Source organism: Thiothrix eikelboomii (assembly GCF_900167255.1).
Classification (GTDB): domain Bacteria; phylum Pseudomonadota; class Gammaproteobacteria; order Thiotrichales; family Thiotrichaceae; genus Thiolinea; species Thiolinea eikelboomii.
This window is the reverse complement of the sequence record NZ_FUYB01000004.1, coordinates 161,166-172,502: the sequence shown is the minus strand read 5'-3', so window position 1 is coordinate 172,502 and position 11,337 is coordinate 161,166. Positions and strand designations below refer to the sequence as shown.

The 11,337-nt window shown below is 46.5% G+C and carries 11 protein-coding genes; 5 read left to right on the top strand and 6 right to left on the bottom strand.

Going from position 1 to position 11,337, the window contains the following annotated elements; translation table 11 throughout:
• Window position 1: 1 nt before the first annotated feature.
• From B5D50_RS06630 to B5D50_RS06615, 4 genes are all read right to left on the bottom strand, one after another.
• On the bottom strand, window positions 2-454 hold the full coding sequence (locus B5D50_RS06630) for a chemotaxis protein CheW (RefSeq protein WP_078921799.1): 453 nt from the start codon (window positions 452-454) through the stop codon (window positions 2-4).
• A gap of 108 nt (window positions 455-562) precedes the next feature.
• The gene (locus B5D50_RS06625; RefSeq protein WP_078921798.1) at window positions 563-928 is read right to left on the bottom strand and encodes a response regulator; all 366 of its coding nucleotides are present in this window, start codon (window positions 926-928) and stop codon (window positions 563-565) included.
• A 387-nt stretch (window positions 929-1,315) separates the two neighbouring features.
• On the bottom strand, window positions 1,316-2,680 hold the full coding sequence (locus tag B5D50_RS06620; RefSeq protein ID WP_078921797.1) for a DUF3999 family protein: 1,365 nt from the start codon (window positions 2,678-2,680) through the stop codon (window positions 1,316-1,318).
• A complete protein-coding gene (locus B5D50_RS06615) occupies window positions 2,670-5,408 on the bottom strand; it encodes a DUF2339 domain-containing protein (protein ID WP_078921796.1) in 2,739 nt (912 codons plus the stop codon). The genes B5D50_RS06620 and B5D50_RS06615 overlap by 11 nt, the downstream gene beginning before the upstream one ends.
• Window positions 5,409-5,731: 323 nt before the next feature.
• Between B5D50_RS06615 and B5D50_RS06610 the strand changes: the two genes are divergently transcribed.
• From B5D50_RS06610 to B5D50_RS06600, 3 genes are read left to right on the top strand one after another with little or no spacing between them, the layout of a single operon-like run.
• Window positions 5,732-6,298, top strand: a complete 567-nt coding sequence (locus B5D50_RS06610) for an arylesterase (protein ID WP_234975818.1) — start codon at window positions 5,732-5,734, stop codon at window positions 6,296-6,298.
• Complete coding sequence (locus tag B5D50_RS06605) at window positions 6,253-6,864, top strand: thermonuclease family protein (RefSeq protein WP_234975817.1); 612 nt, start codon at window positions 6,253-6,255, stop codon at window positions 6,862-6,864. The genes B5D50_RS06610 and B5D50_RS06605 overlap by 46 nt, the downstream gene beginning before the upstream one ends.
• Window positions 6,865-6,885: 21 nt before the next feature.
• Entirely contained in the window at window positions 6,886-7,743 is an 858-nt protein-coding gene (locus B5D50_RS06600; protein WP_078921793.1) for a 23S rRNA (adenine(2030)-N(6))-methyltransferase RlmJ, read from the top strand.
• Window positions 7,744-7,761: 18 nt separating this feature from the next.
• Here B5D50_RS06600 and B5D50_RS06595 read toward each other — a convergent pair whose 3' ends face one another.
• Both B5D50_RS06595 and B5D50_RS06590 read right to left on the bottom strand, forming a co-directional pair.
• A complete protein-coding gene (locus B5D50_RS06595) occupies window positions 7,762-8,433 on the bottom strand; it encodes an HAD family hydrolase (RefSeq protein WP_078921792.1) in 672 nt (223 codons plus the stop codon).
• A complete protein-coding gene (locus tag B5D50_RS06590) occupies window positions 8,423-8,926 on the bottom strand; it encodes a CYTH domain-containing protein (RefSeq protein WP_078921791.1) in 504 nt (167 codons plus the stop codon). The genes B5D50_RS06595 and B5D50_RS06590 overlap by 11 nt, the downstream gene beginning before the upstream one ends.
• Before the next feature lie 320 nt (window positions 8,927-9,246).
• On the opposite strand from B5D50_RS06590, the gene B5D50_RS06585 reads away from it, so the two are divergent.
• Complete coding sequence (locus tag B5D50_RS06585; RefSeq protein WP_078921790.1) at window positions 9,247-9,939, top strand: vWA domain-containing protein; 693 nt, start codon at window positions 9,247-9,249, stop codon at window positions 9,937-9,939.
• Window positions 9,936-11,303, top strand: a complete 1,368-nt coding sequence (locus B5D50_RS06580) for a hypothetical protein (RefSeq protein ID WP_078921789.1) — start codon at window positions 9,936-9,938, stop codon at window positions 11,301-11,303. The genes B5D50_RS06585 and B5D50_RS06580 overlap by 4 nt, the downstream gene beginning before the upstream one ends.
• The last annotated feature ends 34 nt before the right edge of the window (window positions 11,304-11,337 follow it).

The window sequence follows — 11,337 nt, the reverse complement described above, 5'->3', positions numbered from 1 at the left end:
TTTATTTCCCTCTAACAGTGGCTGTGGATCCACTGGGCTTGGTTTTACTTAATAACCTAAATAGACGTCCATGATCAGCCGCTAATAGCAGGGCATTATTCTGACTCCAGACTGTCTGAATCCAGCCGGGCATCCCCGGTATCCGTCCGCTTTGAGTAGCCGTATCCGGTACAGTGATTTGTTTAGGGAGTTCATCACAGCTGACTACAACCGGCGCAAAAGCCTCGTGTTGCAACCAGAGCAGGTATTGTTTTTTCGGACGCGGCTGCTTAAATAAGACCCCATGCATATCAATAACCGGACAGAGATCCCCGCGAACATTAGATAAACCCGCACACCAATCTGGCGCATAAGGCACTGGATAAACCGTATCTAGGGTTAGCACCTCAGAACGAAGGCCGGGTTCTAGCAAAATACGATAATCACCTACCTTATAAGAGAATGCAGCTTGCACCGTCCTACTCCTTACCCAATTTAGTTATTGTCAACAGTTGCTTATTTCCCTCGTTAAACAACTGTGCTGCTTTAGTTATTTTTTCACTGGCATCTTAGCGTGCAGTATTTACAGTGCCGTTAATTGCGCCAAAATTGCACCCGGCGTATAAGGCTTGACTAGATAATGGTTAGCCCCTAATTTTTTAGCCCATTGCATATCCACCGGATTAGACTTACTGGAAACCATAATGATCGGGGTGGTTGCAGTGGCTGGCTGGCGGCGAAGATTGCGACAGGTCTGATAACCATCGCCGTCCTCCATGATAATGTCGAGAAAAATGACATCCGGCTGATGGGTTTCTGCCAATATTCTAGCCTCATTCCCTGAAGTGGCTACAATCACCTGATAACCGGCATCTTGCAAAATTCGGCTTAAGTAGAGACGCTCAGTCTGGGAGTCATCGGCGATCAAAATGGTTTTTATTGCAGACATAGTGTTCCACCTAAATGAATAAATTCTAGGGATGAAGATGAGCACAAGCACTGCGAAACTGCAGCATGAGACAGCACATACGTTGTGGGTGACAGCAACATAGTCATAAGTTGCATAAAGCCATTCCTATTTAGTTTTACACTCAACTCAACTGATGCAGAACCTTATAAGTGGGGGGTACTTACAAGGCCTAAAGGGTCGTTTTTGAGTTGTAGTTATTGACCGTTTAGCAACAAAGTCTGCGTGTATAGCTAACAAGAACTGACTTATTAACTATAATATCAAACTGATAATAGTCAATATTTCATCAAATGCAACTTATAAAGATGAGTGACACCCATCAGCAGTCTTGCTTGATTTTTGCTCATCACATTGCAACGGGATAGCTTAGCTACCGGTTTTATCCAAATCTCGCCATAAATGCCGTGCCATCCCTAGTAACAGCAGTACCGCAACCAGCAGTACACCACCTAACAAATAGGGCAGCCATTGCTTATAGGCGGCGGGATGGTCTAGAGGCTTCAAGACTTGCTCTGCACCAACTTGCACCGTCGTTGCTAGCCAACGTCCCGCCATCGTCTCATCGGGAAACGGCAAATCTAAATGCGAAATTGGATCACGACTGCCATAAACTAAACGAAAAGGACCTTGACCTTGGGCGATAAAGTGCAATTCTAAGGGTTGCCAGCCAAACTCAACAACCGCCTTATCCGCAGTTAATGGCTGGGGTTGGGTAAAAGTCCAATGCCAATCCATCACCTGATTGGCATCCCAAGAGTAGATATTAGGCAAGCTTTGAGCCGGTGCACGCAATTCACCCAAGTCTGAGTTAAGGCGATAATCGACAAAACTCACCCTTGACTCCTGATTACGTTGTTTGCCATAGCGCTCATCAAGCGGACGAGTTACTAGCTCACCGACATATAAATCACCGGACTGCGCTAGATGCATCCGCCATTGTTTGACGGGTACAGAAGCGGGCATTAGATAATGAAATTGCTGGGGCTGGTCAGTTGTTAATAACGGGATGGTCTGCCAAGCGATGCGTTGTGCCGTTTGTTGCGGTGCAATCCCTGTCACACCCTGTAAACTGGTTAAAATTGGCGAAAAATCTGCCTGCCCCGATAAGCGCAAGAACTTAGCTTGTACAGGCTGAGCAAATTCAATCCGATGATTTTCAACCAGAACTTCCTTCTCTTTTAAAATATATGGCAGGCTTTGAGTAGTAACTCTTTGCCAAGTCTGTAGGTCATCGCTGGTTTCCAGTATTAAACTTTTCGGCAACCACTGGGCTAAATGCTGGTTATCCCAAGCTAAATTCAGGCTTTGCAAGGTGAATAGCTTGCCATCGAATACCGCGTTTTGCACAATCAAATAGTGCCGATCTGCTAACGCTAGCTGCTCAAGCTTAGGTGCACTAGGGCTAGCGCCTAAGGTTAGCAATAAACCAACTTGGGTCGGATCATCGCCTCGAAAAAAACTTAAGCTACGCTCTTCAGGATTTAACTCAAGATCACTGATAGGACTGACCCGTGCAGGAACGGCTTGACCTGCCGCATTCACTACCTGTAAATCCGCTTGCTCAGCTTGGAGTAAATGCGCTAATACCTCCCAAGGTAGCTCTGCCCGTCTATATTCACTCGTAGCCTCGCTCAAAGGCGCTTGATAATGAAACTCGGGTTCAGCCCCTTGGCTCACCATAGGGCTGAACCATAGCCCTAGAGTGAATAATGCTAAAAGTTTATTCAACATGAGTCAGCTCCTTAGCTGCATCCTTAGGCGCAGGTGGTAGTGGTGCTAAATAACCAATAAACAGCAAAAGTACGCCAACCCCAATAAATGAAATAATCCGCTCAACCGTATCTGAGGAAGCGAAATCAATCAGGAATAATTTTAAAATCACCGCCGCCAATAGCATAGCGCCTGCACTCCATACACCTCGCCTACCAGAACGATTCCCCCACCAAGTGAAGAGCAACCCTGAACTACCCCAGACAAGCGCCAGCGTAGTTTGGGTAATGGGATTAATCAGCAAATCAGGAAACGCCCAAGCTAGATCATACCAATGGTGTAATACGCGCAATACGGTTAGATTCAACCATGCAAACCCAATGAAAATCAGGCTATAAGGCAAGAATCTCGGTGCTTTTAAACTTGTCTGTTGCTGCCAATAAGAATTAACCATCAATAAGGTAAAAGCGAACCACACCGTCACGAGATCTATGGGGTTAAAGACAGGCAACCAAGGTAAAGGCTCTGCATCACCCGCCACGCTTAAACTTAGCAAAAACCAGCCCGTAATTAGACATAAGCTTGGCAAAACAACACTATAAAACAGCAAAGCCCGCTGGGTTGTGAAAGGCCAAATTGGCGCTTTTAAAATCAGCCAAATCATGCTCAAAGGTACGAGGGGTAAAGCCGCTATCGGCCAAGCATTGTCTAGCGTAAAATAGTCTTTGAGCCAAACCTGTAATTGCAGCATCAGCAGAATAATGATCAGCCAAAGGGTGAAGGCCTGCGCAAGCTTCACCCAAGTACTAAACCAAGCCTGCCGCTCTAGACGCCAGAGAAATCCGTACCATAAGCCTAAAGCGCCGGCCCAAACTAAGACCAGATAAGCCTCAAACAATGACCGTCCTTCCACCAACATCATCAATAACGCTAAACTCAACAACACGATCGGCAAAGGTAAAACCCAGCTGAGTAAACGCCAATAATGGCGAGTACTCAATAGCAACAGCGCTATCACTGCCATTGCATAGAGCAGGTGGAAATGGATGGGATAATCAAGATCACTCCAAGCCAGTTGCAACTCAAAGCTCAGGAAATGCATCACCAGCGCACTCACTAATAAACTCATGGCTAAACCTGTTTCCAAGCTACGCTTACCTGCAAACTCAGCCGAGAGTAAGCGACTGGCGACTAGCATAGCCAAGGCAATCAGGCTACTAGCCAGAAATAAACCCTGAGTAACACCCAGCATAGACCCCGTATCCGCTCCATAAGGGTAGGCATTTATTGATGCGCCTAAGTTTAGAATTAAGATCAATAGGCTAATAAACTGTAAGCCCACTGCCACTAAGCGTTGCACAAATTGCTGTTGGCGAATCCCCAGCCAAATAATCCCTGCCCCTTCAATCGCCCAAGCAGCACTCGTAATTGCCGCACTCTGCACAGCTAAAGGAATAGTTAGGGTCGCAAAAATCACACTTAACACCAGAAAAGTTTCTGCCAATAGCCGTTGTGCCTCAGCGTAACGCCGCCATAATAGAAACGCTAAACCTAGATAAAACAGGCTTAAAATCACCGCACTCATCGCTAAGCCATATTGACTGAGGAAAGTCACGGGTCGGCCTTCCGCTAATAACGGCAGGAACAAGCCGATCTGCATACAAAAACCAATAATGGCGGTGCCAAATACTAACGAGCCATCCACCTTATCTTTGAAATTAAATGGGCTGCGGGTAGCAAACAGAATAGCAATCGCCACATAGAATAAGAAAAACAGCATCAGAAAACCTTCCGTTGCCCAAAAATCTTCAGGGCGATAACTAAACCAACCCCAAAAACCCGCAATCACAAAGGTAAAGATAAAGCCGATTAAGTTGAGTAAGCGCCAAGATTTGAACCACGCGATCATGACAATCCCAGCATTCAGCAAGGCATAAAAACTAAACAAGCCGATATAATTATTACTACCACTTGAAGTTAATAAGGGGGCTAAAAAACCACCTACCGTCGCAAATACCGCCAAGGGCAAACTGTTTTGTAGCACTGCCAACGCCGCAGCGGCCAAAACGATCATCAGTAGTAGCGCGAAAGCGATCAATGAAGGGATTAAATGATAAAGACTATAAGCACCAAAGATCGTTAAATACAGTAAGCCAATCCCACCTGCCTGCAAAATCAAGCCATAAGCCCCCGTGCGCGTGCGTAACCGCCAACCAAAACCCAGTAAAGCTAAGGCTGCACTGGCTGAGCCTAATAGACGTAATTCAACCGGCACTAAATTATGCTGCAGCGAATAGCGTAATAAGAACACCACGCCGAAAAATAGAATCACGACTCCTAAGCGAACAAAGGGATTGCCACCGAACAACCAAGCTTTGGCTTTGCTCAAGATAGATAAGGCAGCCGGCTCAGTGTGAACAATTGGCTCAGGCAGAGCTTGGTTAGGCAAGGGTAGCTCAGGCTGGCTAGGCTCTAAATCCATCTGCACCGACGCTGGAGCAGATACTGAAGTATCTGCGGAGGCTGACACTTGTGTTGGGACTGGAGTGGGTACGGGTGCTGATGTTTGTACGGGCGCTGACTCTGGCGGCGCCAGCTGTTGGATAGTGGCCTCTAACTGACGAATACGCAGCATGAGGTGATAGACCCAACCGATTAACAAGCCTAAACCTCCACCAACTATCGGTGAGTCACCCCAGAAGGCCGCTAACAAACCACCCACTATTAATAGAAACAGACTGAAAATCATGATCTTGACCTGTAGCAATTTTCAAGCAGTATAAGCAAGCCCCCGCCGCGCCCTAACCCTTAAAGGATAAGTGGCAAGCAGTAAACCCTTGGGTAGCGTAGAATGCTACCTGCTTTCTGCCTAAGGTTGCTGGTTATTTACAAAGATTAAAGTTTGATTACTTGCAGCAGGATTTTAGTAGGGCTTTAATGCCTTTAGCGCTGGCTTCAGGTAGGCTAACCAGAACTTTAACTACCCATAGATCAACGATGTCGCTTTGGAAATGCTTAACAAGTTTGAGTTTAAGTTGGCTACTTTTCAGTTTTCAAGCTGCTTATGCCCTGATGCCACCGACTAAAACAACCATCCTCGTGTGGGGGGATAGCTTAAGTGCTGCTTATGGAATTCCCGTCGAGCAAGGCTGGGTGAATTTATTGCAAGCTAAACTCGGTACTGAATTTCAAGTAGTCAATGCCAGTATTAGCGGTGAAACCACGAGCGGTGGTTTGGAACGTTTGCCTGCTGCCTTAGCCGCGATTAAGCCGCATTATGTGCTGCTTGAGCTAGGTGCTAATGATGGCTTGCAAGGTAAACCGATCACTGTCATTCAAGATAATCTCAAGCAAATGATTGAAAAGGCCATCGCTGCCCCTGCTCAAGTTATTTTGATTGGCATTCATTTACCGCCGAATTATGGGCTTAGCTATACTGAAAAGTTTGATCAAGTTTATAAAGATTTGGCGGAGCAGCATCAATTAAGTTTTATTCCATTCCTATTAGAAGGTGTTGCCACGGATTTTAACTTAATGCAAGCAGATGGCTTACATCCAACCGCTGAGGCACAAGCCAAAATTCTTGAGCACTTATGGCCGAGCTTAGAGTACGTGCTTCTCAAGCCGGTCAAGCCCTAATGCCGGACCTGACTCAAGGTCTCTGCATTTGCTTAATGGCCAGTTTGCTGGTTGCTTGTGGCGATCATTTAGGATCACAAACTGGCTCTTATAAAAAGTTACCTAAAAACAGCCAGCTTACCGAAGTGAATACTTTATTAGCGGATGCAAAAGTCGTGAATATTGCCGATGGTGATACCCTCACGCTGCTGGCCAGCAATCAAACTCGCTATAAAATCCGCCTACAGGGGGTCGATGCGCCTGAAAAAAAACAAGCCTTTGGTCAGGTCTGCAAAACTACTTTAATGCAGCTTAGCCAAAATCAAACGGCTCAAGTGGAAGCCTATAAGCAAGACCGCTATGGTCGTATTGTGGCTAAAGTCAGCGTGAAGGGTAAAGATTTAGCCTTAGAGCAGATTAAAGCCGGTTGTGGCTGGCATTATACCGCCTATGAAAAAGAGCAAAATACCCTTGACCAAAAGGCCTATACCCAAGCCGAACAACAAGCACGTGCTGCTGAGCGGGGTTTGTGGCAAGATGCCAGACCCATCGCGCCTTGGAAATTCCGCCAACAAGCGCACCCTTAAATCTATCAGTGAGCACGCATTTTGTTAAGTTACCGCCATGCCTTTCATGCGGGCAATCATGCCGATGTCTTCAAACATGCCAGTTTAAGCTTAGCCTTAGCCAGCTTTAAACAGAAAGATAAACCGTTTATTTATATAGATACTCATGCAGGTGGCGGGATTTATGATTTAGCGGGTGAGTGGGCGCGCAAAACTAAAGAAGCGAATAGTGGGATTCAGCGTTTGTGGCATCAACCTAGTCAATGGCCGGAATTGACCGATTATTTTCAGGTATTGAACCGACTCAACAGCGCACAAGCTGGGCAGCAATTTTATCCCGGCTCGCCAGAGATCGCCCGCCAACTGTTACGCCCGCAAGACCAATTACTCTTAATGGAATTACATCCGCAAGAAATTGACGTATTGCGCACCCATTTGGCTAAAGACCCTCGAGTCCATCTGCATCATCGGGATGGCCTTGAAGGTTTAACGGCGCTCACACCACCCACACCCCGCCGTGGTTTAGTTCTGATTGATCCCGCTTATGAGCGTCATGAGGAATACGCCCAAGTCGTGCAAGCCGTAAAAAAAGCCTATACGCGCTGGCCAACCGGAACTTATCTGATTTGGTATCCACTCTTGGCGAAAGCCCGCGATCAGAGTCGGCGCTTGCTGCATGATTTAAAAGAAAAAACCAGCTTTGCTAGTGTATTAATCGCTGAATTAAGTATCGAGGCACAACATCCTGATCTAGGCATGCATGGTTCGGGCTTAGCGATCATTAATCCACCGTGGCAATTGGATCAGTCATTAATCAAACTGTTACCGCGCTTAAGCCAAGCCTTGCAATTAGGCAACCAAGGCCACTGGCGAGTCGACTGGCTGATCTCGACCACGTAAGCGGCTTTAAACTCGCCCTTAACGAGGAAGCTGATACCGCTGACTGATCCAAGCTTGGGCTGCTTTTAAATCGGGCAGCACCGCAATCGCTTTAGAAAAATCATGACGTTGTGATTGTGCATTTGGAATCGCAATACAAGCTATCCCAGCCGCTACAGCAGCGGCTACACCATGTTCAGTATCCTCTAGTGCAATACACGCCAACGGGTCTAGATTTAAACGTTGGGTGGCTAATACATAACAATCAGGGGCGGGTTTGCTGCGCTCAACATCATCATAAGAAACGATGGTAGCAAAATAATCTGCTAAACCATGTGAGCGTACTGTGGCATTGACAATCTGCGCCCCCGCTCCGGTCACAATGGCTTGTTGAATCAGCGGCTGCTGCTGAAAATAATCGAGAATAGCTCGAGCACCCTGCATGAGCGGAAAAGCAGTCTGCTGGAGATAGTCCTGTGCAATAGCGAGTTTCTTAGCAACTAAGGTCTCGACTGCAACGGCTAATTGGAAGCGCTCCACGAGATCTATTGCATTATCCAAGGTAGGCATCCCTGAATAAAGTTGCATGTATTGCTCAGCCGAAATACTCACACCATAAGGTTTCAGTATCTCTAGCCACAGTTGATAATGCACCCCTTCAGAATCGACCAAAGTACCGTCGTGATCAAATAATACGGCTTTAAGCTGCATCCGCGTGCTCCGTTTTCTCCGCTTCAGTCCATTGGCTGTAGGGATAAGTCAGCAAGCTGACATTGTAATAACGCTCAATCCCTGAGACCTCTTTTCCCACCCAAGTTGGTTTTTGGAAATATTCACTAATGGCCGTTAATTCTAGCTCTGCCACGATTAAACCCAGATTTTCGCCTGCAAACTCATCAATTTCCCAAGTTTTACCCGCAAATTCTAGGAAATGGCGAGTTTTTTCAATCAAGGGGCGTGCACAAAGCTGATTCAGCATTTCAACAGCATCTTGCCAAGGGATGCTATATTCATATTCAGGACGATGGATGCCAATGGTCATGCCTTTGATATTCAAACTAGCTTGATCATTCGCGATGCGAATCCGCACCGAAGCGGCCGGGTTATTGCTGAGATAGCCTTGGCGAACGACTTCAGAGCGGCTCACTAAATTGCGCCATTCGTCTGAAATAAGCAGGAACTTATGCTCAATTTCCACAGCCATACTTGAGACCCATATAAGCAAAACAGCAGTCTAGCAGATCACCCGCATTAGCCTCCAGCGTTTGCCCACAAGGATGGAAGATTGAGAATTGAGCGTTAGTCTGAATTAACCGGTATTTTGCTCTTTATTCTGCTGCTGCTGAGAACTTGGGCGTATTAAAATCGAACGGAAGCTTTAATCTTAGCGACTTAGGTTTGATGAGAGGCTCAAATGGGTTGCTGGTGAGTCGATGGGAAAATATATTACAAAAGTTACACCTTTTGTTGTCCCGAATTCAGATTAAATAAAGTACAAATCAATTTTTTGGACATCGAAAACACATGGATAGCGTTTTCCAAGAAAACACTTCAACGCTTGCAATTCGGCAAACCGCGCCTGTCGTTAATCTCATTTACCTCTGTGATTGCTCTGGCTCAATGGCCGGCAGTCGAATCGCCACCGTCAATACCGCCTTGAACAAAGCTCTAGCTGAGCTAATCGAGTTTTCCGATGTTTATCCAAAACTTAAATTCCAGATGGCGGTGCTCAGGTTTGCCAATACTGCTACTTGGCATATTCCCCCTAGCCCAGTAGAACAACTTCGTTACTCACCCTTAGTGGACACCAGCGGCCTTACTGCTTTGGGTGCTGCTTATGATTTATTAGCTGATTATCTCATTCAGGTTGAAGAACAAGCCTCTAAGCTTGCGCTCCCACCTTTGCCACCTATCTTGATTCTATTTTCAGATGGGATGCCAACGGATGATGTTGCCACAGCTTTGGCCAAGCTCGCAGCTCAACCTTTAGCCCAGACCAGCTTACGACTAGCGATTGGGATTGGCGATCAAGTCGATACTGCCGTCCTACAGGCTTGGATACAAGCTTGGCAGCAGAAACAACCATCCGTACCCAAAGCCACCAAACTAGCTGCTAGGCAGCTTGCGATTGCAGGCTCAACCCTTGAAGTCTGTGAACTTGTATCGGTATTTACTGCAGAGGCTATCGGCCGACTGCTAACAGAAACCCAACCATGAATCAAACCGTCCGTTATATTTTAAAGAGCATTGTCCATACGCATGGCCTCGCTTTTAGTCGGTCACAACGCTTATGCAATGCTTATTTAGCTGATTTAATGCCGGATTTTCCAGCTGAACGCCGCCAATTAGTCGCTGCAGTGGCTGATGGATTACCCCATAAACTGCTTTTAACGCAAACTAGTCAACAACGTAAAGAGCTAGCCTTACAATTTGGGCAAGCGCATTCAATACCTGCCCCCCAAGCCTTAGCAGCGGCAGAGACATGGTTTTATGCTCTGAAAGATCTTACTCGACCTCAGCAAGCACCCTCTTGGCTCACTTTAACCACTTATCTAGGCGGCGTATTAACGGGGGTAGTGATCTTATTAGTAGGTTCGGCTATTGCCTTTTATAAGAAACTTGATGAGCCACTACCTAGGCAGCAAGCTTCTAAACAAATCACCCTCAGCCTGCCACAGCCAGCGCTAAGTAAGCTCACCCTACACCCTTTTCCAACACCGCTACCCTCATCAGTCGCTTTACCTCAACCTCAGCCTCTAGCTCAAGCACCCATGCAAGCTAAACCCACTGTTGACAGCCCGTTTTTATTATCCTTAGCCTCCCCGCAGTGGACAAAATTAGATACTTTAGATACCGAACGCGAAAGTATTCAGTCGGTCTTATTACAAACCCAACCCCTAGCAAGTTTTGAAACGCCTGTACGTCTAGCAAAGCCAGAGCCAGAGCCAGAGCTAAAACTAGAATCAAACTCAAAATCAGAGCCAAAAGCAAAACCCAAGCTAGAGCCGATCACCCAACCCAAACCGCAGCCTGCTTTAAAAGCAGTCAGTGTTGCCGCTCAGCCGCCATCCACTCGGCTATCCTCGCCACCGGAAAAACCTATTAAGCAAGCCACTCCCTCGACGCCCACTCAAGTGACTGCTAAAACAAAAACGACTCCAACCACGTCAGCAGCCAACCGAACGGAAATCAAACCGCTATTCACAAAAACTGCGCAAGCGATGCAAACTTTAGTCGAACAGGTGTTACGACTCCGTAAAAAACAGGCTGATCGAGCCGCAGTCATTCAACTCTTAAATTTAACTGGTGATACATTTTATCGCCAACAACTGACTGAACTTGAACAACAAATCAAGCAGTTACAGCTCAGGCTCGACCATTTGTCAGGCTCTTATACCATGCAAGTAGCCAAACTCTGTAGTTCGTCACCCACCGGTTGGCAAAATGGCAAACTGAGCAACGGGGAGCGTGACAACCATAAGATCCAGCAATGGGTCTTACAAGATTGGAAGCAATGTCAAGGGCTTTCTAGCCAACAAATTAAACAGCAATTATTAACGCACTATCAGATTCTACCCTAAGCCATTGGGGCAAAGGGATAATCTGCAAGGGCTA

Bases quoted from the DNA above. Each gene is read 5' to 3' on its own strand.
- B5D50_RS06610 (WP_234975818.1), top strand. From the start codon at position 5,732: ATGCCACCGACTAAAACAACCATCCTCGTGTGGGGGGATAGCTTAAGT.
- B5D50_RS06595 (WP_078921792.1), bottom strand. From the start codon at position 8,433: ATGCAGCTTAAAGCCGTATTATTTGATCACGACGGTACTTTGGTCGAT.
- B5D50_RS06615 (WP_078921796.1), bottom strand. From the start codon at position 5,408: ATGATTTTCAGTCTGTTTCTATTAATAGTGGGTGGTTTGTTAGCGGCC.
- B5D50_RS06585 (WP_078921790.1), top strand. From the start codon at position 9,247: ATGGATAGCGTTTTCCAAGAAAACACTTCAACGCTTGCAATTCGGCAA.
- B5D50_RS06590 (WP_078921791.1), bottom strand. From the start codon at position 8,926: ATGGCTGTGGAAATTGAGCATAAGTTCCTGCTTATTTCAGACGAATGG.
- B5D50_RS06620 (WP_078921797.1), bottom strand. From the start codon at position 2,680: ATGTTGAATAAACTTTTAGCATTATTCACTCTAGGGCTATGGTTCAGC.
- B5D50_RS06605 (WP_234975817.1), top strand. From the start codon at position 6,253: ATGGCCGAGCTTAGAGTACGTGCTTCTCAAGCCGGTCAAGCCCTAATG.
- B5D50_RS06625 (WP_078921798.1), bottom strand. From the start codon at position 928: ATGTCTGCAATAAAAACCATTTTGATCGCCGATGACTCCCAGACTGAG.
- B5D50_RS06580 (WP_078921789.1), top strand. From the start codon at position 9,936: ATGAATCAAACCGTCCGTTATATTTTAAAGAGCATTGTCCATACGCAT.